Genomic DNA, 22,552 nt, shown 5'->3' with positions numbered 1-22,552 from the left:
CGCGGCGTCAGGGGAGTAGGTCGTCCTCGAAGTGCACCGTGCTCCGGGCCCAGCCGCGGCGCCGGACGAGGAACAACGTGGCGCCGCCGACCAAGAGCACCGCGGGGATGCCGAAGCCGGCCCACACCGCCCAGTCCACGCCCTCGTCGGATGCGGCGCCCGCCTTCGCGACCCCGGGGCCCGACGGCGTCTGGCCGGGCTTGGCGTCCGCGCCGGGCGCACCGCCGCCGGGCGACGCCTCGCCCGGGCTGCCGAGCGGGTCCACCAGGCGCCCGACCGGCTTGGCCGCGGCCGCCGTGCCGAAGCCCCAGTCCAGCAGCTGCTTGGTGAACTCGTAGGTCTTCCCCTTGCCTTCGACGTGCAGGATGCTCACCAGCAGCGTCCGGCCGTCGCGCGTCGCGGCACCCACGAAGGTGTTCTTGGCGTTGGTGGTGAAGCCGTTCTTGACCCCGATCATCCCGGGGTACGTGCCGAGCATCGTGTTGGTGTTGGAGATCGGGAAGGTCGTGTTGTCCTTGCCCGGGAACTTCGCCTCTTTGGTCGCCGCGTAGGTGCGGAAGTCGGCGTTCTTCAGCCCCTCGCGGGCGAACAGCGCGAGGTCGTACGCCGACGACACCTGGCCGGGTGCGTCGTACCCGTCCGGCGAGACCACATGGGTGTCGTTCGCCTGCAGCCCCTTGGCGCGCTCGTTCATCTGCGCGACGGTGGCGTCGATGCCGCCGTTCATGTGGCACAGCACCCGCACCGCGTCGTTGCCGGAGTGCAGGAACACGCCGTTCCACAGGTCCTCGACCTTGTAGGTCAGCTTCTCCTTTATCCCGACCGCACTGCTGCCCGCGCCCATGCCCAGCAGTTCCTCGTCGCCCACGGTGTGGGTCGCGTTGCGGTCGAGCTTGGGCAGCACGGTGTCCGCGAACAGCATCTTCAGCGTGCTGGCCGGGGCGAGCTTCCAGTGCGGGTTCTTGGCGGCCAGGATCTGCCCGGTGCCGGCGTCCGCGACGAGCCAGGAGTATGCCTCGACGACCGGCGGCGGAGGGGTCCCCGCGGGCAGGTCGGACTGGACGCCGGGCTGCGCCAGGCGGTCGCCGCCGAGCCCGGACATGTCGGTGGGAGGGGGCGGTTCGGGAGTGGTGGTGGCCGTCGGTGTCGGCGTGGCCCGGGGTGCCGCGGGAGCCGCTCCAGCCGAGGCCGGAGCTCCCCCGAGCACACCCGTGATCAGCACCGCACCGACGGCGGCGAAGCGCGTCGCCGGTCCAGACCTATATGACATGCAGATGAGAGTAACCGCGGCCCCCGCCTGCGGATGAGGGACGTACACGCCGCATACTGGACCCGGACGCGACTGTGACCGAACGGCCTAATCCCGGTCCGGTCCGCGTGCGCGAAAGCCCCCGAAGGAACAGGTACACCGCCATGCGGATCGGCCGCACGATCTCCCTCTTGCTCGTCCTGTTCGGCGTCTGGACCTGGATCCTCTGGCCGAACTTCCTCAAGAACATCTGGCGCGACGACCGCTCCTGGAACGACGGCCCGACCGCGTTCTTCCTGGTCCATCTCGCACTGACCGTCGTCTCCTTCGCGGCCGGCAACGCGATCGGCTGGCTCGGCGTCAAGGGCCTGCGCGCGGCCCGCCAAGGCGGCCCGAACCCGGCATGACCTGCCCTGTGACCGGCGGCGGGATCCCGCCCGGGCCGGAGCTGTTCACCCGCGAGTTCGTCGCCGACCCCTATCCGGCGTACGCGCACCTGCGCGCGCACGCCCCCGTGCACCGCACCACCCTGCCCAGCGGCGTCGAGGCCTGGCTGGTCACCCGGTACGCGGACGCCCGCCAGGCACTCGCCGACCAGCGGCTCAGCAAGGACCCGCGGCACTCCGAGGCAGCCTGGAAGCAGGGCAAGGTCGGGGTGCCCGGCGAGCAGCGCTCCGGCGTCGGCGCGCACCTGCTCAACCTCGACCCGCCGGACCACACCCGGCTGCGCCGCCTGGTCTCCAAGGCCTTCACGCCGCGCCGCGCGGAGGACTTCCGACCGCGCGTGCAGGAGCTGACCGACCGGTTCATCGACGGCTTCGCGGCGTCCGGCGAGGCCGACCTGATCCACGACTTCGCGTTCCCGCTGCCCATTTACGCGATCTGCGACCTGCTCGGGGTGCCCGAGGAGGACCAGGACGACTTCCGCACCTGGGCCGGGATGATGATCCGGCACGGCTCCGGGCCGCGCGGGGGAGTGGCCCGGGCGGTGCGGCACATGCGCACGTACCTGCGCGAGCTGATCCACCGCAAGCGCGGCGACCTCGGCGACGACCTGATCTCCGGCTTGATCCGGGCGAGCGACCACGGCGAGCACCTCACCGAGGACGAAGCCGCCGCGATGGCCTTCATCCTGCTGTTCGCCGGATTCGAGACCACGGTCAACCTCATCGGGAACGGCCTGCGCACCCTGCTGGCCCACCCCGGGGCCCGGGCCGCGCTGCAGCGCGAACCGGACGAGCGGATCGGCCCGGCGGTCGAGGAACTCCTGCGCTACGACGGTCCGGTCGAGTTGGCCACCTGGCGCTTCACGACCTGCGCTACGCCGATCGGGGGCGTCGTCATCCCCGCGGGCGAGCCCGTTCTGGTGGTTCTGGCGTCCGCAGACCGCGATGCAGAGCGGTTCGCCGAACCCGACAAACTGGATCTTTCGCGCGCCGACAACCCGCATCTCGCGTTCGGCCACGGCATCCACTACTGCATCGGTGCGCCGCTGGCCCGGCTCGAAGGCCAGATCGCCATCACGACACTCCTGCGCCGCCTGCCCGACCTCGAACTCGCCGATCCGGATGCCGAATTGCGCTGGCGCGGCGGCCTGATCATGCGCGGCCTGCAGCGCCTTCCGGTGCGCTTCACACCGGAACCGGCCGCAAAGCCCGGGCCGGAGCCGACACCGCCCGCCCCGGCGAAGTGACCGGTACGGGCCGCCGGATCCCCGAGATCCGGCGGGCCCGCACCACCCCCCACCCCGTTCCCCCGAACGCGACGCTTCCCCGGCGCCCCGCCCCCCGCCGGCACCTTGCGGCGCCGGAACTTTTCTACAGCGCGTGGCGGAACGCGCACAATGGATGACGGGAATATTTGCCCGCGAGGGGTGATTTGGCACCACGATTGCCGCGATAGGGTTTTCGCGTCGTCCGGGCAGGAAACGAACCACCGGAAGAAGCACCGGAAGTTCCCCCGGCCCGCCACTTCATGCAGGCCCGCCAGAAGGGGAATTGAACCGATGCCGCTTTCCCGCCCGGGTGTCGAATCCGGTACGCCGCAGCCCGTTTCGGACGGCTTGTACGACGAGGTGCTGCGCCGCAACCCCGGCGAGCCGGAATTCCACCAGGCGGTACGCGAGGTCCTGGAGTCGCTCGGCCCGATCCTCGCCGCCCGCCCCGACTTCGTGGACGCCCGCCTGCTGGAACGCATCTGCGAGCCGGAGCGCCAGGTCATGTTCCGGGTGCCGTGGACGGACGACGCGGGGCGGGTCCAGGTCAACCGCGGATTCCGGGTGGAGTTCAACAGCGCACTCGGCCCGTACAAGGGCGGACTGCGTTTCCACCCGTCCGTGAACCTGGGGATCGTCAAGTTCCTGGGCTTCGAACAGATTTTCAAGAATGCCCTCACCGGGCTGGGAATCGGCGGCGGGAAGGGCGGCAGCGACTTCGACCCGCGGGGCCGCTCGAATGCCGAGGTCATGCGTTTCTGCCAGTCGTTCATGACCGAGCTGTACCGGCACCTGGGCGAGCACACCGACGTCCCGGCCGGCGACATCGGGGTGGGCGGCCGCGAGATCGGCTACCTCTTCGGCCAGTACCGGCGCATCACCAACCGCTGGGAGGCCGGCGTGCTGACCGGCAAGGGCGCGGGCTGGGGCGGCTCGGCGGCCCGTCCCGAGGCCACCGGCTACGGCAACGTCATGTTCACCGCGGCGATGCTGGCGCAGCGCGGCGAGGAGCTGGCCGGGCAGCAGGTCGTCGTGTCCGGCTCGGGCAACGTGGCGATCTACTCCATCGAGAAGGCCCAGGCGCTCGGCGCGAACGTGCTGACCGCCTCGGACTCCGCCGGCTACGTCGTCGACGAGAAGGGCATCGACCTCGAACTCCTCAAGCAGATCAAGGAGATCGAGCGCGGCCGGATCGCCGACTACGCGGCCCGCCGGCCCTCCGCGCGCTACATCGAGGGCGGCAGCGTCTGGGACGTCCCGGCCGACGTGGCCCTGCCGTCCGCGACGCAGAACGAACTCGGCGCGGACGCCGCCCGGATCCTGGTGGGCAACGGCGTGAAAGCCGTCTCGGAAGGCGCCAACATGCCGACCACCCCCGACGCGGTGCGCATCTTCCAGGAGGCCGGCGTCGCCTTCGGCCCGGGCAAGGCGGCCAACGCGGGCGGGGTGGCCACCAGCGCACTGGAGATGCGCCAGAACGCCGGCCGCGAATCGTGGCCCTTCGCCACCGTCGAGGCCGAACTCGCGGGCATCATGCGGGACATCCACGACACCTGCTTCGCCACCGCGGAGCGCTACGGGCACCCGGGCGACTACGTCGTCGGCGCGAACATCGCCGGCTTCGAGCGCGTGGCCGAGGCCATGCTCGCGCAGGGCGTCATCTGACCGCACCCCTGCGACGCAGGCGGTGCCATGCGGCCCGGGACGGGCGTACCCTCCCGGGCCGCACGGCTGCGGATCACTTCTTCAGCACGGCCGCGAACGAGTCGGCCAGCACCTGGTACCCGGCCGGGTTCGCGTGGATGTCCTGCCGCGTGCACATGAACGTCAGTTGGCAGATCTTCGCCACGTTCAGCGGCACCTGCCCGACGCCGGGCAGCGGGACCAGCGGCGTATACGACCGGCTGGAGAACGCCCCGGCGACGTCGGCCACCCGGAAGTCCTTGACACGCAGGCTGCTGCCGATGATGCCGTTCAGCACCTCCTGCAGCACCGAGGTCAGGTACGCGAACTGCCGCCCCTGGTCACCGGCCAGCCATGCGGCGAGCGACGGGTTGTAGTACGTCATGCCGGCGAACTTCACCTGCGGACCGCCCGCGGCGCGCAGCCGCTTGAGGATGACCGGCAGGTTCTTGCCGACCGTGGACATCCCCTCCGCCACGCACGGGAAGTCCAGGCTCATGCCGCGCGCGCAGCGCTGCACGTCGTTCGCGCCGATGTCGATCGTCAGGACGCGCACCTTGCCGCGGTGCGCGCGCAGGAACTTCTCGGCGGCCGCGAGCTGGCTGCCCTCGGCGTACGTACAGCCCCCGCCCCCGTTGAGCAGGGTGGTCGTGGTGGCGCCGCTGCACCCCAGCTTGATGTGCTCGATTCCGGCGTCGCCCGCCTTGAGCGCGGTGTGCAGCCGGTCGGTGTAGCCCTGGTCGGTGTCGCCCTGGCCGGGCATGTAGCCCTTGGCCAATGAATCGCCGAGCGAGACGTAGTACGTCGCGCCGCTGCCGGCACCGGTGCCGGCCACCGCCGACGAAGCGCCGCCCGCAACAAGCAGGACGGCGCTGAGGAGTGCGGCGAGCAGCGTGCCTGGTCTGGTGCGCATGCCGTGATCCCTCCCGCTGGGACCGCCGATCGGCGGTCGCGTGCCGCCATATTGGGCGTGCCTGTGCAGTCGGCACCAGACGCGGCACCGAAATGGGGAGGGGAGAGCGGAAGCTCAGTGCGAGGACGCGTGGTTGTCGAACGGCGCGACGACCGAGCGCAGCAGCCCGGCGAGCGCCGCGCGCTGGCCGGAGTCGAGCCCGGCCAGGATGTCGCGTTCGTGTTCGAGGAGTTCGGCCATCGCCGCGTCCACCCGGTCGCGCCCGCGGTCGGTGAGCCGGACCAGCACGCCGCGCCGGTCGCCCGGATCGGGCAGCCGCTGCACGAGGTCCTTCGCGGCGAGCCGGTCGATGCGGTTGGTCATCGTGCCGGACGTCACCAGCGTCTGGGTGAGCAACTGTCCGGGGGAGAGCTGGTACGGCGCCCCCGCGCGGCGCAGTGCGGAGAGCACGTCGAACTCCCACGGCTCCAGGTCGCGGGCGGAGAAGGCGAGGCGGCGCGCACGGTCCAGGTGCCGGGCCAGCCGGGTGACCCGGCTGAGCACCTCAAGGGGCTCGACATCGAGGTCGGGGCGCTCGCGCTGCCACGCCTCGATCAGTCGGTCGACCTCGTCCTTCATGGGATCAGTCTAGCGAGTCTTTCGACGCCGAGCCTCTTGACGTCAAGACAAAAAGCGGCGGACCGCGTACTATCTTGATGTCAAGATAAATCGCCTGCCCCGGCACCGCCCCCGCCACCCAGGAGGAAGCCATGTGGGACCCCGGCCAGTACCTGCACTACGCCGACGAGCGGGCCCGCCCGTTCCACGAGCTCGTCGCCCGCATCCCGGTCGCGGCGCCGGCGCGCGTGTACGACCTGGGGTGCGGTCCGGGCAACGTCACCGCCGTCCTCTCCGACCGCTGGCCGGACGCGCACGTCACCGGACTCGACAACTCCGCCGAGATGGTCGAGGCGGCACGCGCCCATGAGCGTCCCGGGCGCCTCGGCTTCGCGCTCGCCGAACTCGCCGACTGGGCCCCCGCGGACACCCCCGACGTCATCGTCGCCAACGCCGCACTGCACTGGGTGCCCGGCCACGTGGCCAAGCTCGCCCGCTGGTGCGATGCACTCGCTCCGGGCGGGGCCTTCGCGGTCCAGGTGCCCGGCAACTTCGCCGAGCCGACGCACGTCCTGATCGGCGAACTGGCCGCCTCGGCCCGCTGGAAGGACCGGCTCGCCGACGTGCCGCTGCTGCGCTCCGAGGTGACCTCCGCGGACCAGTACCTGGAGGCGCTGGCCCGGCCCGGCTTCCGGGTCGACGCCTGGGAGACCACGTACCGGCACGTCCTGCACGGCCCGGACCCGGTCCTGGAGTGGACCAAGGGCACCGCGCTCCGGCCGGTGCTCGACGCGCTGGAGCCGGGCGAGCAGTGCGAGTTCCTCGCCCGGTACGGCGCGCTGCTGGCCGAGGCCTACCCGGCGCGGCCGTACGGCACGGTGCTGCCGTTCCGCCGCATCTTCGCGGTCGCGGTACGCGACGCCTGACCGCACCGCCCCCCGACCTGACCCCGACCCGCCCCGAACGACCCGATCCGGCCGAAGAGAGATCCGATGCTGCGCTCGCTCGACCACGTGCAACTCGCCATCCCGTCCGGCGCCGAGGACCTGCTGCGCGCCTTCTACACCGGGCCGCTGGGCATGGCCGAAGTGCCCAAGCCGCCCGCCCTCGCGGTCCGCGGCGGCTGCTGGTTCACCGCGGGCGCGGTGCAGCTCCACCTCGGCGTGGACCCCGACTTCCACCCGGCCGGGAAGGCGCATCCCGCGTTCGTCGTCGACGACCTGGACGTACTGGCCGAGCGGCTCGCCGCGGCGGGCGCCCCGGTGCGGTGGAGCGACGAGATCCCGGGCGTCCGCCGCTTCCACACCGAGGACCCGGTCGGCAACCGCCTCGAGCTCATCGCCGCGCACTGACGTCCCACGCCCGACGTTGCGCATTTAAAGGCCTGGCCGGGGCCCGCGCGGCAAGAGGAGGATGCGCCCATGGACCGCATCCACAACGCCGCGGCTTCACTGCGCGGCCTCGCCCTCGGAGACGCCTTCGGACAGCGCTGGTTCTTCCGGAAGGGGGCGGAACGCGTCGACGCACTCGTGCACCGCACCACCCCCGAGGAGAGCCCCTGGAACTGGACCGACGACACCGCCATGGCGCTGTCCGTCGTCCGCATCCTGCACCTGCACGGACACATCGACCAGGACGCTCTCGCCGACCACTTCGCGCACACGTACATGGCCGACCCGTACCGCGGCTACGGCGGGTCGATGCACGGTGTGCTGCGCGCGATCCACGCGGGCGAGGACTGGCGCGACGTCACGCAGGCGCAGTTCGAGGGCATGGGCTCGTGGGGCAACGGCTCCGCGATGCGGGTCGCGCCGCTGGGCGCGTGGTTCGCCGGCGACCTCGACCTCGTGGCCGAGCAGGCCGCGCTCAGCGCGGAGGCCAGCCATGCGCATCCGGAGGCCGCCGCGGGTGCGGTGGCGGTCGCCGTCGCGGCCGCGCTGATGGCCGCCGGACGGGACGAACCGGCGACCGCCCCCGAGGCGTTCCTCGGCGCGGTCGCGGACCGGACGCCCTACAGCGAGGTGCGCGGCGGCCTGCGCAAGGCCGCCTCGTTCGGCGAGATGACCACCTGGCGGCACGCCGCCGAGGTGCTCGGCACCGGCCGGCGCATGTCGTGCCCGGACACCGTGCCGTTCGCGCTGTGGTCCGCGGCCCGCCACCAGGACGACCTCGTCGAGGCGCTGTGGACAACGGCGTTCGGCCTGGGCGACGTGGACACCACCTGCGCCATCACCGGCGGCGTGGTGGCCGCCCGCACCGGCCTCGGCGGCGTCCCCGATGCGTGGCTGGCCGCGGCCGAGCCGGTCCCCGACTGGGTGGACACCGGCAGCCTCGTCGGCTGACCGCCCGCAGACGGCCGCCGCGGCGGCTCCCCCCCCTCACACGGCTTGGGCCCCCCCCGTGCCCGGGGGGGGCCGAAGCCGTAGGTGCGCTGCCGCCACAGGCGGGTCCGCGGTGAGCCCCCTGCACGAGTGCTCAGACCGCGGGTTTGCCGTGCTTCCCGGGATCCGCCCCCGGGACGTCGGCGATGCCGCGCCCGTCGGTGCGGTCGTACTTGCGCCGGGTCACCAGGCGCGGGTTCTGCTCCAGCCCGGACAGCCCGTTCCAGGCCAGGTTCACCAGGTGCGCGGCCACTTCCGACTTGGCCGGCGAGCGCACGTCCAGCCACCACTGGCCGGTGAGCGCGACCATGCCGACGAGCATCTGCGCGTACATCGGGGCGAACTTGGGGTCGTAGCCGCGCGAGGCGAACTCCAGGCCCAGGATGTGCTCGACCTGCGAGGCGATGTCGCTGATCAGCGAGGCGAAGGTGCCGGTGGACTGGGCCACCGGCGAGTCCCGCACCAGGATCTGGAAGCCGTCGGTGGAGTGCTCGATGTAGTCGAGCAGGCCGAAAGCGGCCTGCTCCAACAACTCCCGCGGGTGGCCGCCGGTCAGCGCACTGGTCACCCCGTCCAGCAGGATGCGCATCTCGCGGTCCACGACCACCGCGTAGAGGCCTTCCTTGCCGCCGAAGTGCTCGTACACCACCGGCTTGGAGACGCCCGCCTTGGCGGCGATCTCCTCCACGCTCGTCGCGTCGAACCCGCGCTCCGCGAACAGGGTGCGACCGATGTCGATCAGCTGCTCGCGCCGTTCCTTGCCGGTCATGCGCACACGACCGCCGCCGCGCGGGGCCCCGCCGCGTCTGCTGCTTTCGGTCATCGCCCCATCATGCCGCGCGCCGCGACTCGATCCGCGCACGGTCCGGCCAACGCACATCCGAAACCCAGCCCAATTTCTCCATGATGCGGATGATCCGGGCACTGGAGTCGATCTGCCCGCGCAGCACGCCGTGCCGGGCCGCGGTCTGGTCGGCGTGGTGCAGGTTGTGCCACGACTCGCCCATCGACGGGATGGCCAGCCACCACACGTTGCCGGACTTGTCGCGGGACCGGAAAGGCTGGTTGCCCACCGCGTGGCAGATCGAATTGATCGACCACGTGACGTGGTGCAGCAGGCCGACCCGGACCAGGCCGGCCCAGAAGAACGCGGTGACCGCGCCCTGCCAGGACCACGTGATCAGACCGCCGGCCAGCGCGGGGAACAGCAGCGAGACGGCCACCCAGAACGGGAACTGGCGCGAGACGCGGACCATGTCGTCGTCCTTGAGCAGGTCCGGCGCGTACTTGTCCTGCGGCGTCTGCTCGACGTCGAAGAGCCAGCCCATGTGCGCCCACCACATGCCCTTGGACAGCGCGCGCACGCCGCTGCCGTACTTCCACGGCGAGTGCGGGTCGCCCTCCTGGTCGGAGAACTTGTGGTGCTTGCGGTGGTCCGCGACCCAGCGGACCAGCGGGCCCTGCACGGCCATGTTCCCGGCGATCGCCAGCGCGATGCGCACCTTGCGGCCGGCCTTGAACGAGCCGTGCGTGAAGTAGCGGTGGAACCCGATGGTGATGCCGTGCCCGGTGATCCCGTACATGACGAACATGAGGGCCACGTCGACCCACGTCAGGCCCCAGCCCCACATCGCCGGGACCGCGGCGATCAGCGCGAGGAACGGGATCCCGATGAACAGCGCGAGGGCCACTTGTTCGGCCCAGTTCTTCTGCTCCCCGCCCAGCGTGCCCCTTATCGGGGCCGGCGTCGGGGTCTCGGTTTCGAGCACGGCGGTGCCGGACGGAGGTGTCATGGAGTTCCCTCGCACGTCGGAGGACGGGGGTCGGCGGGCAAGTCGGCTGGCGACAGGCGGCGGGGACGCGGGCCGGAGCCCGGGGCAGCCGGACATACGGATGCGTAACCTACGGGTCCGTAGGTTCGTCGTCAGTATTGCATCAGGTGTGCCGAATGTGAGGAGTCCCGGCGTCAACCGGATTTCCTGCGCCGCGACGCGCGGCGGCCCGCCTATATGCCCGGGCATCCGGGGGCGGCGAACTGGCATAGTAGGAGCCGACGTCGGCAGGCCCTCCGGAACAGCGGTGCGGGCTGCCTGGCGCAGCGATCCGCTGTGGTGTAATTGGCAGCACTGGGGCCTTTGGAGCCCTATGTCCAGGTTCGAGTCCTGGCAGCGGAGCCATCGTCCGCCGACCGGCCGCCCCTCGGGGCCGGCAATCCGGTCGGCTCTCCCGGGTGGCGGCCCCTCGGGGGCGCACCGGTATCCTCGTGAGTGTCCGGTCTTTCCGGTGTGTTCGCGCTGCCGTCGGCACGCCGTTACCGGGCGGTCCCCCCGCAAGTAGAGCCGAGGAGCCACCTGCGTGAGCCCCGTCCGCCCCGCTGCCGTTGTCGTACTCGCTGCGGGTGAGGGCACCCGCATGAAGTCCGCGACCACCCCCAAGGTGCTGCACGCCCTCGCCGGGCGGAGCCTCGTGGGGCATGTGGTCGAGGCCGCCCGCCGGCTCGATCCCGAGGAACTCGCCGTGGTCGTCGGCCACGGCCGCGACCAGGTCGTCGCGTACCTCGCCGAGATCGACCCGCAGGCCGTCACCGTCGTCCAGGAGCAGCAGAACGGCACCGGGCACGCGGTCCGGGTCGCCGTCGACGCACTCGCGGACCAGGGCCGCGAACCGTCCGGCACGGTCCTCGTGGTCTGCGGGGACACCCCGCTGCTGACCACCGAGACGCTCGCCGCGCTGGTCGACACGCACCAGAACGAAGGCAACGCGGTCACCGTGCTGTCCGCGATCGTGCCCGACCCCACCGGCTACGGCCGCATCGTCCGGGTCTCCGGCGACAACGCGGTCAGCGGCATCGTCGAGCACAAGGACGCCAACGAGGCGCAGCGCGCCATCACCGAGATCAACTCGGGCGTGTACGCCTTCGACGGCAAGCTGCTGCGCGAGGCGCTCGGCGGCCTGACCACCGACAACAGCCAGGGCGAGGAGTACCTCACCGACACCCTGACGCTGCTGCGCGAGGCCGGGCACCGGGTCGGCGCGGTCGCCGCCGCCGACCACCGCGAGATCCTCGGCATCAACGACCGCGTGCAGCTGGCCGAGGCGCGCCGCCTGTTCAACCAGCGCATCGTCGAGGGCTGGATGCGCGCCGGGGTCACCGTGGTCGACCCGGCGACCACCTGGATCGACGTCGACGCGGTCCTGGAGGCCGACGCCGAGCTGCTGCCGAACACCCAGCTGCACGGCCGGACGTTCGTCGCGGCCGGCGCCGAGGTGGGCCCGAACTGCACGCTGCGTGACACCCGCGTCGAGGCGGGTGCGCACGTGACGAACGCGACGTGCGACCGCGCGGTGATCGGTCCGCAGGCCACCGTCGGGCCGTACACCTACCTGCGCCCGGGCACCGTACTGGCCGCCAAGGCCAAGGCCGGCGGCTTCGTCGAGATGAAGAACGCGCAGGTCGGCGAGGGTTCCAAGGTCCCGCACCTGTCGTACGTCGGCGATGCCACCATCGGTGCGGGCGCGAATATCGGTGCCGCTACGATTTTCGTGAACTACGACGGTGTGGCGAAACACCACACGGTCGTCGGCGACCATGTACGTGTGGGCAGCGATTCGATGCTGGTGGCACCGCTCACTATCGGTGACGGTGCCTACACGGCGGCCGGATCGGTGGTCACCGAGGATGTCCCGCCCGGTGCGATGGCGGTGGCCCGAGGACGCCAGCGCAACATCACCGGTTGGGTGGCCCGTCGGCGGGCGGGTTCCCCCGCGGCTGCAGCCGCGGAAGCGGCGCAGCAGAGCGCCGCGGAGCAGGGCGCGGCCGGGGGCGTGCAGGACACGGCAGGGCCGATCGCCGGCCAGGTCGAGGCGAGCAACAAGGAGACGGATCAGTGACCGGGATCAAGCTGGCGCCCGAGCGCAAGCTCATGCTTTTCAGTGGCAGGGCCCACCCCGAGCTGGCAAAGGAAGTGGCGAACGAGCTGGGCGCCACTCTCGTTCCGACCAAGGCGTTCGACTTCGCCAACGGCGAGATCTACGTGCGCTTCGAGGAGTCCGTCCGCGGCTCCGACGCGTTCGTGATCCAGAGCCACGCGGCGCCGATCAACACGTGGATCATGGAACAGCTGATCATGATCGATGCGCTCAAGCGGGCCTCCGCGAAGCGCATCACCGTGATCATCCCGTTCTACGGCTACGCCCGGCAGGACAAGAAGCACCGCGGCCGCGAGCCGATCTCGGCGCGCCTGATGGCCGACCTGTTCAAGACCGCGGGCGCCGACCGCCTCATGTGCGTGGACCTGCACACCTCGCAGATCCAGGGCTTCTTCGACGGCCCGGTCGACCACCTGTTCGCGCTGCCGCTGCTGGCCGACCACGTGGGCAACCGGGTGGACCGCGAGCGCCTGACCGTGGTGTCGCCGGACGCCGGCCGGGTGCGCGTGGCCGACCAGTGGACCGACCGCCTGGGCGCCCCGCTGGCCATCATCCACAAGCGCCGCGACCCGAACGTCGCCAACGAGGTCTCGGTCCACGAGGTCGTCGGCGAGGTCAAGGGCCGCACCTGCGTGCTGGTCGACGACATGATCGACACCGGCGGCACGATCTGCGCGGCCGCCGAGGCGCTGTTCGCCAACGGTGCCGCGGACGTCATCGTGGCGGCCACCCACGCGGTGCTGTCCGGCCCCGCGGTGGACCGCCTGAAGAACTCGCGCATCAGCGAGGTCATCGTCACCAACTCGCTGCCGATCCCGCAGGAGCGGCAGTTCGACAAGCTGACCACCCTGTCCATCGCCCCGACGCTCGCGCGCGCGATCACCGAGGTGTTCGAGGACGGTTCGGTCACCAGCCTGTTCGAGGGCCACGGCTGAGCCGACCGGCCCGGCTCGGTCACCTGAGCGAACTATGGGGCGCCGCCTGGTCGTACGACCGGGCGGCGCCCCTTGTTCGTGTCCCGGCCCCGGGTCGGCGGACGGCTTGCCGGGGGCCGTCCGGGGTACCCGATTTCAGGGTCGCGCGATGTTGCGGGTAGGCTTACGGGGTTGCCCGGCGAGGGATGCGAGATCTGCTCCGTGATCGACGCGGTAGCTGACGGCTTGCACGCTCCTCTCGGGTGCAGGGAACCCGGTGCCACTCGGGCACCACGGGGTCCGATCGAGTTCGTCCGCTCCCCAGCGTCGCTCCGGTCGGGCTTCATCCATGGGGATCCCACCCCGCACATCCGCCACCGCGTCGTTTTCGAGGAGTACCCGTCGTGTCCGAGGTCCGTATCGCCGCCGAGTCGCGTTCCGAATTCGGCAAGGGCGCCGCGCGGCGTGCGCGTCGCGAGGGCAAGGTTCCCGCCGTCCTCTACGGTCACGGCACCGCTCCCGTGCACCTGTCGCTGCCGGGCCACGACCTGATGCTCGCGCTCAAGACCCCGAACGTCCTGCTGTCCCTCGAGGTCGACGGCAAGAAGGAGCTCGCGCTCCCCAAGGACGTGCAGCGCCACCCGATCAAGCGCCACCTCGAGCACGTCGACCTGATCCTGGTCAAGCGCGGCGAGAAGGTCACCGTCGACGTCCCGGTCGTCCCGACCGGCACCGTCGCCCCGGGCGGCCTGCTCGAGACCGTCCTGGTCGCGCTGCCGATCGAGGCCGAGGCCACCCACCTCCCCGAGACCATCGAGGTCTCGGTCGAGGGCCTGGAGGCCGGCCAGTCCGTCAAGGCCGAGGACATCAAGCTGCCCGCCGGCTCGACCCTCGCGGTCGACGGCGACACCGTCGTCCTGCACGTCATGGTCCCGGCTGCCGCCGAGGCCGAGGCGAACGAGGACGAGGCCGCCGAGGAGCCCGCCGAGGTCGCCGCCGAGGCCTGAGCCTCGCGGTAGCGGAACACACGAACACACGGGGAACCGAACATGGTTGCGTCGCAGGCCCACGTCGGCCCGGACTCCGGTCCGTGGCTGGTCGTGGGCCTCGGCAATCCCGGACCCGAGTACGCCGGCAACCGGCACAACATCGGGTTCATGGTCGCCGACCTGCTCGCCGACCGCATGGGCGGCCGGTTCAAGGCCCACAAGTCGCGCTCCCAGGTGGTGGAGGGCCGGCTTTCCGGGCTGCGGGTCGTGCTGGCGAAGCCGATGACGTACATGAACCTGTCGGGCGGTCCGGTCACCGCGCTGCGCGACTTCTACAAGGTGCCGCTCGACCGCATCGTGGTGGTGCACGACGAGTTGGACATCGACTTCGCGGTGCTGCGCCTCAAGCGCGGCGGCGGCGACAACGGCCACAACGGCCTGAAGTCGCTCACCAAGGCGATGGGCCCGGACTACTTCCGGGTGCGTTTCGGCATCGGCCGCCCGCCCGGGCGCATGGACGTCGCGGACTTCGTGCTCAAGGACTTCTCGTCCACCGAGCGCAAGGGCCTGGACGTCGAGGTCGACCGCGCCGCGGACGCCGTCGAATCGCTCATGGGCGAGGGCCTGGAGGCCGCGCAGGGGCGCTACAACTCCTGACCGCGCCGAGTGCCGCCCTGCCGGGCTGCTCGGCTGCTGCACGGGTACGGCCCCGGACCGGAGACGGTCCGGGGCCGTCGTGCGTCCCGGGGCCCGCCGGTGCCGCACGCTGCCGCGTGGTGCCGAACGGGTGCTCAGGCGCAGGTCACCACGTGCCGTCCTCGCGGATCCGGGCCGGCGCGGTGCCGAGGATGAGCGTGGTGAGCCCGGCGTCGACGCCGTCGCCGAGGAACCACTCGCCGGTGTGGTCGATCCCGAACACCCGGCCGGACGGGTCGATGGCCAGATAGCCGACCCCGTCGTCCTCCTCGCCCAGCGGGCACAGGTTGGTGCCGATACTGCGGCCCACGTCGGCCAGGGTGCGGGTGAGGTGCAGGCCGGTGGTCGGGTCGATGCGGAACGGCCGCCGGGCCACTGCGGCGCCCGGTCCCTCCACCGCGATGCGCAGCCCGCCGAACTCCGACCAGGCCTCCAGTGCGGCCGGGAACACGCTGTGCCGGTGCCCGTCCGGCGACGTGTGGTCGGAGACCTCCTTGGCCCAGGACTCCGCCTGTTCGAGCCGCCGGCGGCCGACCCGCCAGCCGGCCCGGCCGAGTTCGTACACCACCTCGGTGGGGAATCGCGACACGCCCGGTTCAGCCTTCCGTCGCCGTCACGCCGAAGTGCTCGAGGAGCGCGGCACACGAGCGGCACGGGAGCTGCGGGCTCCCGTGCAGCGGATCGCCTTCTTCGCGGATGCGCCGCAGCGTGATGCGCGCGCCTTTGAGCGAGCGCCGGGCATCGGACAGCGTGAAGGGCTTCTTCGCGGCGCGGCCTTTGCGGTCTTCCTCGGTCTCGGCCAGATGCGCGGACACCAACTCGACTTCGGGGCACCGCCCGGCCCAGCGCTCGCGCGCGTCGGCCGGCAGCGCGGCCAGGAAGTCGCGCACCAGCGGGTGCGCCGGCGGCGGGGCATCTCCCTTGCCACCGGCCCGAGTCCGTACCTTCTTGCCGACGAACAGCGCGGCCGCGACGGCGGGCAGGATGCTGTCGCGCGGCACGGGTACTGCGAGCAGAGGGGGATGGGCCGTGTTCTCCTGCGGTGCCCGGCTGGTCGTCGGGTGAGGCGGGGGCACGGTGCTTCCCTTTCTGTGGCGCTGTGCGTCGGCTGTGCGTCGGTGCTCGCGGCCCGGTGGCCGGGACGCCGTGTTCGGCATCGGTGTTCCACGGGCGTTCACGCCCTGGTCACAGAGTGCCAAATGGAAGGCCGTGCCACACAATCAGGGTCACCCAACGTGTGCACCGACACAGTCGCGGGCGGGTCGGAAGGCAGCTCATTGCACCGGTCGCCCCGATTTTTCGCCGGTTGGGCAGTCTGAGCGGCGTACGGGCGCTAGCGTCGGGGTGGCGGTCCGCAATCGGTACAGCGGCGCCCGGGGTGGGGGGTCCATGCCGGGAGCGCTGCGGGGCGCAGTCGGCCGCGTTCGGCGCGGGTGGGGATGCCGCAGGCCAGGGGGGCGTGCGGCAGGGGGAGCCGAGGAGTTGACGTTTCGTCATGTCATCCGTGGGGTTGGCGGTGATCGGCGCCGGTTACTGGGGGCCGAACCTGGTGCGCAATGCGCAGGCCACACCGGGCCTGCGCGTCGAGTCGCTGTGCGACCTCGACGAGGAGCGGGCCCGCGCGGTCCTGGGCGCGTACAGCACGGTCCGGGTGACCACCTCGTACGAGGAGGTCCTGAAGGACGACGCGGTGCAGGCGGTCGCCATCGCGACCCCCGCCGCGACGCACTTCGAACTCGTGCGCGCCGCGCTGGAGTCCGGCAAGCACGTGCTGGTCGAGAAGCCCATCACGTCGTCGCGTGCGGACGCCGTCAAGCTGGTCGAGCTGGCCGAGCGCAGCGGCCTCACGCTGATGTGCGACCATACCTTCTGCTACATGCCGGTGGTACGCCGCATCCAGGAGATGATCCACGGCGGCGAACTGGGCGACATCCAGTTCTTCGACTCGGTGCGCATCAACCTCGGGCTGGTGCAGCCGGACGTCGACGTGCTGTGGGACCTCGCCCCGCACGACCTGTCCATCCTGGACTTCATCCTGCCGCCCGGGGTGCACCCGATCTCGGTGTCCGCGCAGGGCGCCGACCCGATAGGCACCGGCCGGGCCTGCCTCGCGTACCTGGTGCTGCGGCTCAACACCGGGGCCATGGCGCACGTGCACGTGAACTGGCTGTCGCCGACCAAGGTGCGCACCACGATCATCGGCGGCTCGCGCAAGACGCTGGTGTGGGACGACACGAACCCGGCGGCCCGCCTGCACGTCTACGACAAGGGCATCGACCTTGCCGAGGACGCCGCGATGGGCCGCGAGGACCGGCACCGCAAGCTGATCTCGTACCGGACCGGCGACGTCGTCGCGCCCGCGCTGCCGGAGACCGAGGCGCTGCGCGGGGTGATGGCCGAGTTCGCCGCGGCGATCGCGGAGTCGCGGCCCGCGCTGACCGACGGGCGGTCCGGGCTGCGGGTGTTGGAGCTGCTGGAGGCCGCGTCGCGCAGCCTGGAGACCGGAGGCCTCGCGGTCCCGGTCGGTCCGGGCGTCCCGGCGGCGCGTTCGGTTGCGGCGTCCGGCGCAGGGCCGGCGTCCGGACGAGAGGGTTGAGCGACCTATGAGCACGGCTCCGGAGTCTCCGGAAAACCCGTCCGGCGGCCCCGCGGTCGCCCTGGCCGGCACCAAGTGCCTGGTCACCGGCGGTGCGGGGACCATCGGTTCGGCGATCGTGGACCAGCTGCTGGCGGCCGGGGCGCGCGAGGTGGTCGTGCTGGACGACCTCACGCGCGGCCGCCGCGAGAACCTGGCCGCGGCACTCGACCCGGCCCAGGGCGGCCGCTGCCGGCTGGTCGAGGGCGACATCCGCGACCGGGCGCTGCTGGCCGAACTGATGCCCGGCACCGACGTGGTGTTCCACCTGGCCGCGATCCGCATCACGCAGTGCGTGGAGGACCCGCGGCTGGCCCTCGAAGTGCTGGTGGACGGCACGTTCGACGTACTGGAGGCGGCGCAGCGCGCCGGGGTGCGCAAGATCGTGGCCTCGTCGTCGGCATCCGTCTACGGGCTGGCCGAGGAGTTCCCGACCACCGAGCAGCACCACCCGTACGACAACGACACCATCTACGGTGCCGCGAAGCTCTTCAACGAGGGCCTGCTGCGCAGCTTCCGGGCGATGTACGGCATCGACTACGTGGCGCTGCGCTACTTCAACGTGTACGGCCCGCGCATGGACATCCACGGCCTCTACACCGAGGTGCTGATCCGCTGGATGGACCGGATCGGCGAGGGCAAGCCCCCGCTGATCTTCGGCGACGGCCTGCAGACCATGGACTTCGTCTTCACCGAGGACATCGCCCGCGCCAACCTGCTGGCCGCCGCTGCCCCGGTGACCGGCGAGGTCTACAACATCGCGTGCGGGGTGGAGACCTCGCTCAAGGAGCTGGCCGAGGGCCTGCTGGGCGCCATGGACTCCGACCTGGACGTCGAGCACGGCCCGGAGCGTGCCGTCAACGGCGTGACGCGGCGGCTCGCGGACACCTCCAAGGCCGAACGCGACCTGGGTTTCCGGGCCGAGATCGGCCTGGACGAGGGGCTGCGCAAGCTCGTCGCATGGTGGTCGGACAGCAAGTGAACCGTCTGTGGGGGGAGTCCAAGTGGTGGTTCGGTGGGGGGACAAGTGACTGAGCGCATACCCGTCATGAAGCCGTGGTTCGGGCCCGAGGAGGCGGAGGCCGCGGCTGCGGCGGTCGCCTCCGGGTGGGTCGCGCAGGGGCCGCGCGTGGCGGAGTTCGAGGCGGCGTTCGCGGCGCGCATCGGGGTCGCGGACGCGGTCGCGGTGTCGTCCTGCACGACCGCGCTGCATCTGGCGCTGATCGGTGCCGGGGTCGGGCCGGGCGACGAAGTGGTGGTGCCGTCCTTCTCGTTCATCGCGACCGCGAACGCGGTCCGGTACGTGGGGGCCCGGCCGGTGTTCGCGGACGTGGACGCCGCGACCGGCAACCTGACCGCGGAGACGGTCGACGCGGTGCGGACCGCGGCGACGCGCGCGGTCGTCCTGGTCGACCAGGGCGGTGTGCCCGCCGACCTGGACGCGGTGCGGGAGCTGTGCGATCCGCTGGGCATCGTGGTGGTCGAGGACGCGGCGTGCGGGGCGGGTTCGCTGCTGCGCGGCCGCCCGGTGGGTGCGGGGGCGGCGTTCGCGACGTACTCGTTCCATCCGCGGAAGCTGCTCACCTGCGGCGAGGGCGGCATGGTGACGGTCGACCGGCCCGAGGTCGGGGCCCGGTTGCGGCGGCTGCGCGAGCACGGCATGAGCGTCAGTGCGGCGGACCGGGATGCGGCGGACCGCGGGGGAGCGGCACCGGTCATCGAGACGTACGACGAGCTGGGCTTCAACTACCGGATGACCGACGTGCAGGCCGCGATCGCGCTGGTGCAGCTCGGCCGGCTCGACGCCATGGTCGCGCGGCGGCGTGAACTGGCCGCCCGCTACCGCACGTTGCTGGCCGGGGTGGCGGGCCTGCGGCTGGTCGGCGATCCGGCGTACGGCGAGACGAACTTCCAGGCGTGCTGGGTGCTCCTCGACGAGGACTTCCCGTACGGGCGCGACGAGTTGCTCGGGAAGCTGTCGGCGGCCGGGATCTCCGGGCGCCGCGGCATCATGGCGGCGCATCTGGAACCGGCGTACGCGGACACCAAGCACGTCCCGCTGCCGGTCACCGAGCGGCTCACCCGCGACTCGCTGATCCTGCCGCTGTTCCACGAGATGACCGAGGCGCAGCAGGACCGCGTGGTGGCGGAACTGGTCGCTGCAGCAGGGGGACCGGCGGCGGGTACCGCGGCCGCGATGGCGGAGGCGGGCGCGTGAGCAACGTTCCATTGGTCGACCTGCTGGCCGGGCACGCCGAAGTGGCGGCCGAGGTCGAGGAGGGATTCGCCCGGGTGCTGGCCACCGGGGCGTTCATCAAGGGCCCCGATGTCGGCGCCTTCGAGCAGGAGTTCGCCGTGTTCAGCGGTGTCGCGCACTGCATCGGGGTGGCGAACGGCACGGACGCGCTGGAGCTGATGCTGCGCGCCGACGAGATGCCCGCGGGTGCCGGGGTGCTGATGCCCGCGAACACGTTCGTGGCGTCCGCCGAGGCGGTCGTGCGGGCGGGCGGCCGCCCGGTGTTCGCGGACGTGGACGACGAGTACCTGCTGCTCGACCCGGCTGCGGCCGCTTCGGCGGCGGGCGGTTCGGACGTGTGGGGCCTGCTCCCGGTGCACCTGAACGGCCAGCTGGCGCCGATGGCCGCCCTGGCCGCGGCGGCCGAGGAGCACGGGCTGCGCCTCTTCGAGGACGCCGCGCAGTGCCAGGGCGCCACCCAGGTCGGCCGCGGTGCGGGCTCGTGGGGCCGGGCCGCGGGCACCAGCTTCTACCCGGGCAAGAACCTCGGCGCGTACGGCGATGCCGGGGCGGTCCTCACGGACGATGCCGGGCTGGACGCGGCGATCCGCGAACTGGGCGACCACGGCTCGTCCCGCAAGTACGTGCACGACCGGCTCGGCTTCAACTCGCGTCTGGACACCCTGCAGGCCGTGGTGCTGCGCGCCAAGCTGCGGCGCCTTGCGGACTGGAACACCGCCCGCCGGGCCGCCGCGGCCCGCTACGACGCGCTGCTCGCCGACGTGGACGGTGTGCGGCTGCCGCGTACCGCCCCCGGCAACGAGCACGTGTGGCACCTGTACGCGGTCCGCGTGCCGATGCGCGACGCGGTGCTGGCGGAGCTGAATGCCGCCGGGATCGGTGCCGGGGTGCACTACCCGGTGCCGGTGCACCTGCAGCCGGCGTTCCTGGAACTGGGCCATGCCCCGGGCGACTTCCCGGTCGCCGAGCGGGCCGCGTCCGAGATCCTGACGCTGCCGCTGTTCCCGCAGATCACCGAGGAGCAGCAGGTGCGGGTCGCCGAGGCGCTGGCGAAGGCGCTGCGGAGCGTCTCGTGACCGGACGCACGCTGCCCGCGGGCGCCCGGATCCGCTCGCTCGGGCACGCCGGGTACGAGATCGAGCACGCGGGCGTGCGCCTGCTGATCGACCCGTGGTTCCACCCGGCGTTCCTCGGCGCGTGGTTCCCGTTCCCGGACAACCGGCCGCTGCTCGACCATGTGGCGGCCGGCTCGTACGACCTGCTGTACCTGTCGCACGCGCACGAGGACCACTTCGACGAGCGGGCGCTGGCACTGCTGGACCGCGACGCGACCACGGTGGTCGTGCCGCGGTTCCGCTCCAAGTCGGTCGTGCGCCGGTTGGAGGGGCTCGGCTTCCGGTCCGTGGTCGCGCTCGGCCACAAGGAAGTGCACGAGGCGGCACCGGGGTTCGTGCTCACGATGCTGCTCGACACCAGCCACAAGGAGGACAGCGGGCTCATCGTCGACCTCGACGGCTTCCGCTTTCTGGACCTGAACGACTGCAACACGCCGCTGTCCGAACTGCCCACGGACGTCGACGTGCTGTCCGCGCAGTACTCGGGCGCGATGTGGTACCCGAACTGCTACGCGTACCCGGACGAAGTGCAGCGCCGCAAGACCGCGGAGATCCGCGGCGACCTGTACGACACGCTGGTGCGGAAAGTGCGGCTGACGGGTGCGTCGACGTACCTGCCGGCCGCCGGGCCGCCGTGCTTCCTGGACCCGGAGCTGGAGCGCTTCAACGACCGTTCGGCCACCATCTTCCCGGTGTGGGACGACCTGGCCGCGGATTTCGCGGCGGACTGCCCCGAGGTCGGCACGGTGTGCCTGGAGCCGGGCGACGTGCTGACCGCGGACGGGGTGGAGGAGAGCGCCGACCCTGAGCGCGGGCGGTGGCGGACCGAGCCGGAGGCGTACCTCGCGGCGTACCGGGCGCGGCGCGAGGACGAGTGGTCCGCGTACCACGAGGAGCCGTTCCAGCCGGTCGGCGCCGCCGAGTTGGACGCGTACTTCGCCAAGCTGACGAACTGGAACAAGCGCTTCCTGGCCGACTACCAGCGCGACGTGCGGCTGGTCGCGGACGGCAGCACCTGGGCGGTCCGGCTGGGGCGCGTCGGCGGGGTGCTGGAGGAGGACCCGGTGGACGCCGGGTACACCATCCACGTCCCGCCGCGGGCGCTGCGCGCGATCGTGGAAGGGCGGATCGGCTGGGAGGAGGCGCTGCTGTCGCTGCGGCTGAGCCTGCACCGCGACCCGGACGTCTTCGACCTGACGCTGATGAGCCTGCTGCGCTACGGCAACCAGCCGGCCCAGACCATGCAGATGGTCCGCGAACGCGACGACGCGGCCGCGGGGGAGACGATCGAGCGCTGCGGGTACGCGTTCCAGCGGTTCTGCCCGCACGCGGGCGAGGACCTTGCGCATGCGGACATCGAGGGCGACGTCGTGGAATGCCCGCGGCACCACTGGAAGTGGGACCTGAAGACGGGCGAGTGCGTGGCGGGCGGGACGGTGCCGCTGCGGGTGGATCCGTCGGAGCGGGTCGGCTGAGGAT

General features: G+C 71.9%; 22 protein-coding genes and 1 tRNA gene. 16 read left to right on the top strand and 7 right to left on the bottom strand.

What is annotated here, in order from left to right; genetic code table 11:
* Positions 1-7 precede the first annotated feature (7 nt).
* Entirely contained in the window at positions 8-1,270 is a 1,263-nt protein-coding gene (locus LZ495_RS22720) for a D-alanyl-D-alanine carboxypeptidase family protein (protein WP_235054687.1), read from the bottom strand.
* 143 nt (positions 1,271-1,413) lie between these two features.
* Between LZ495_RS22720 and LZ495_RS22715 the strand changes: the two genes are divergently transcribed.
* The 3 genes from LZ495_RS22715 to gdhA all read left to right on the top strand — a co-directional run bounded on the left by LZ495_RS22715 (position 1,414) and on the right by gdhA (position 4,628).
* A complete protein-coding gene (locus tag LZ495_RS22715; protein ID WP_235054686.1) occupies positions 1,414-1,656 on the top strand; it encodes an SCO4848 family membrane protein in 243 nt (80 codons plus the stop codon).
* A complete protein-coding gene (locus LZ495_RS22710) occupies positions 1,653-2,942 on the top strand; it encodes a cytochrome P450 family protein (protein ID WP_235054685.1) in 1,290 nt (429 codons plus the stop codon). The genes LZ495_RS22715 and LZ495_RS22710 overlap by 4 nt, the downstream gene beginning before the upstream one ends.
* A 312-nt stretch (positions 2,943-3,254) precedes the next feature.
* On the top strand, positions 3,255-4,628 hold the full coding sequence (gene gdhA / locus LZ495_RS22705; RefSeq protein ID WP_235054684.1) for an NADP-specific glutamate dehydrogenase: 1,374 nt from the start codon (positions 3,255-3,257) through the stop codon (positions 4,626-4,628).
* A 73-nt stretch (positions 4,629-4,701) separates the two neighbouring features.
* Here gdhA and LZ495_RS22700 read toward each other — a convergent pair whose 3' ends face one another.
* Both LZ495_RS22700 and LZ495_RS22695 read right to left on the bottom strand, forming a co-directional pair.
* Positions 4,702-5,559, bottom strand: a complete 858-nt coding sequence (locus LZ495_RS22700; RefSeq protein ID WP_235054683.1) for an SGNH/GDSL hydrolase family protein — start codon at positions 5,557-5,559, stop codon at positions 4,702-4,704.
* A gap of 114 nt (positions 5,560-5,673) precedes the next feature.
* On the bottom strand, positions 5,674-6,177 hold the full coding sequence (locus LZ495_RS22695) for a MarR family winged helix-turn-helix transcriptional regulator (RefSeq protein WP_235054682.1): 504 nt from the start codon (positions 6,175-6,177) through the stop codon (positions 5,674-5,676).
* Between the two features lie 131 nt (positions 6,178-6,308).
* On the opposite strand from LZ495_RS22695, the gene LZ495_RS22690 reads away from it, so the two are divergent.
* The 3 genes from LZ495_RS22690 to LZ495_RS22680 all read left to right on the top strand — a co-directional run bounded on the left by LZ495_RS22690 (position 6,309) and on the right by LZ495_RS22680 (position 8,498).
* Complete coding sequence (locus LZ495_RS22690) at positions 6,309-7,082, top strand: trans-aconitate 2-methyltransferase (protein ID WP_235054681.1); 774 nt, start codon at positions 6,309-6,311, stop codon at positions 7,080-7,082.
* 66 nt (positions 7,083-7,148) lie between these two features.
* A complete protein-coding gene (locus LZ495_RS22685) occupies positions 7,149-7,508 on the top strand; it encodes a VOC family protein (RefSeq protein WP_235054680.1) in 360 nt (119 codons plus the stop codon).
* A gap of 69 nt (positions 7,509-7,577) precedes the next feature.
* Positions 7,578-8,498 carry an ADP-ribosylglycohydrolase family protein gene (locus LZ495_RS22680; RefSeq protein ID WP_235054679.1) on the top strand — a complete coding sequence of 307 codons (921 nt, stop codon included), beginning with the start codon at positions 7,578-7,580 and terminating at the stop codon, positions 8,496-8,498.
* Positions 8,499-8,631: 133 nt separating this feature from the next.
* Here LZ495_RS22680 and LZ495_RS22675 read toward each other — a convergent pair whose 3' ends face one another.
* Both LZ495_RS22675 and LZ495_RS22670 read right to left on the bottom strand, forming a co-directional pair.
* Positions 8,632-9,360, bottom strand: coding sequence for a TetR/AcrR family transcriptional regulator (locus tag LZ495_RS22675; RefSeq protein ID WP_235054678.1), 729 nt, complete (start codon positions 9,358-9,360; stop codon positions 8,632-8,634).
* Positions 9,361-9,367: 7 nt separating this feature from the next.
* Positions 9,368-10,330 carry an acyl-CoA desaturase gene (locus LZ495_RS22670; RefSeq protein ID WP_235054677.1) on the bottom strand — a complete coding sequence of 321 codons (963 nt, stop codon included), beginning with the start codon at positions 10,328-10,330 and terminating at the stop codon, positions 9,368-9,370.
* Between the two features lie 309 nt (positions 10,331-10,639).
* On the opposite strand from LZ495_RS22670, the gene LZ495_RS22665 reads away from it, so the two are divergent.
* The 5 genes from LZ495_RS22665 (at position 10,640) to pth (ending at position 15,027) form a co-directional block, all read left to right on the top strand.
* Positions 10,640-10,714, top strand: a tRNA-Gln gene (locus LZ495_RS22665).
* A gap of 178 nt (positions 10,715-10,892) precedes the next feature.
* Positions 10,893-12,428: a bifunctional UDP-N-acetylglucosamine diphosphorylase/glucosamine-1-phosphate N-acetyltransferase GlmU gene (glmU, locus tag LZ495_RS22660; RefSeq protein WP_235054676.1), complete on the top strand. Its 1,536-nt coding sequence runs from the start codon at positions 10,893-10,895 to the stop codon at positions 12,426-12,428.
* Positions 12,425-13,402, top strand: a complete 978-nt coding sequence (locus LZ495_RS22655; RefSeq protein WP_308268561.1) for a ribose-phosphate diphosphokinase — start codon at positions 12,425-12,427, stop codon at positions 13,400-13,402. Before glmU ends, LZ495_RS22655 begins: the two co-directional genes overlap by 4 nt.
* Before the next feature lie 383 nt (positions 13,403-13,785).
* Positions 13,786-14,388, top strand: a complete 603-nt coding sequence (locus tag LZ495_RS22650; RefSeq protein WP_235054675.1) for a 50S ribosomal protein L25/general stress protein Ctc — start codon at positions 13,786-13,788, stop codon at positions 14,386-14,388.
* A gap of 42 nt (positions 14,389-14,430) precedes the next feature.
* Positions 14,431-15,027 (top strand): aminoacyl-tRNA hydrolase, encoded by a 597-nt coding sequence (gene pth / locus LZ495_RS22645; protein ID WP_235054674.1) that lies wholly within the window; start codon positions 14,431-14,433, stop codon positions 15,025-15,027.
* 145 nt (positions 15,028-15,172) lie between these two features.
* Here the strand turns inward: pth and LZ495_RS22640 are convergent, their stop codons facing one another.
* Together LZ495_RS22640 and LZ495_RS22635 are read right to left on the bottom strand one after the other, a co-directional pair.
* Positions 15,173-15,655, bottom strand: coding sequence for an SUKH-3 domain-containing protein (locus tag LZ495_RS22640; protein WP_235054673.1), 483 nt, complete (start codon positions 15,653-15,655; stop codon positions 15,173-15,175).
* A gap of 7 nt (positions 15,656-15,662) precedes the next feature.
* Positions 15,663-16,142, bottom strand: a complete 480-nt coding sequence (locus LZ495_RS22635; RefSeq protein ID WP_235054672.1) for a YwqJ-related putative deaminase — start codon at positions 16,140-16,142, stop codon at positions 15,663-15,665.
* Positions 16,143-16,561: 419 nt separating this feature from the next.
* Here LZ495_RS22635 and LZ495_RS22630 point away from each other — a divergent pair, with 419 nt between their 5' ends.
* Genes LZ495_RS22630 through LZ495_RS22610 form a run of 5 tightly spaced genes read left to right on the top strand, consistent with a single transcriptional unit; the run spans position 16,562 to position 22,548 of the window.
* Complete coding sequence (locus LZ495_RS22630; RefSeq protein ID WP_235054671.1) at positions 16,562-17,662, top strand: Gfo/Idh/MocA family protein; 1,101 nt, start codon at positions 16,562-16,564, stop codon at positions 17,660-17,662.
* A 7-nt stretch (positions 17,663-17,669) separates the two neighbouring features.
* On the top strand, positions 17,670-18,683 hold the full coding sequence (locus LZ495_RS22625; RefSeq protein ID WP_235054670.1) for an NAD-dependent epimerase/dehydratase family protein: 1,014 nt from the start codon (positions 17,670-17,672) through the stop codon (positions 18,681-18,683).
* Positions 18,684-18,728: 45 nt separating this feature from the next.
* Complete coding sequence (locus LZ495_RS22620) at positions 18,729-19,919, top strand: DegT/DnrJ/EryC1/StrS family aminotransferase (RefSeq protein WP_235054669.1); 1,191 nt, start codon at positions 18,729-18,731, stop codon at positions 19,917-19,919.
* Positions 19,916-21,034, top strand: a complete 1,119-nt coding sequence (locus LZ495_RS22615) for a DegT/DnrJ/EryC1/StrS family aminotransferase (protein ID WP_235054668.1) — start codon at positions 19,916-19,918, stop codon at positions 21,032-21,034. Before LZ495_RS22620 ends, LZ495_RS22615 begins: the two co-directional genes overlap by 4 nt.
* Positions 21,031-22,548, top strand: coding sequence for a Rieske 2Fe-2S domain-containing protein (locus tag LZ495_RS22610; protein ID WP_235054667.1), 1,518 nt, complete (start codon positions 21,031-21,033; stop codon positions 22,546-22,548). The genes LZ495_RS22615 and LZ495_RS22610 overlap by 4 nt, the downstream gene beginning before the upstream one ends.
* Positions 22,549-22,552 lie beyond the last annotated feature (4 nt).

The organism is Yinghuangia soli (assembly GCF_021502675.1).
In the GTDB taxonomy this organism is placed as follows: Bacteria; Actinomycetota; Actinomycetes; order Streptomycetales; family Streptomycetaceae; genus Yinghuangia; species Yinghuangia soli.
Note: the sequence above shows the minus strand (reverse complement) of the source record. Positions and strands in the feature narration are given on the sequence as shown.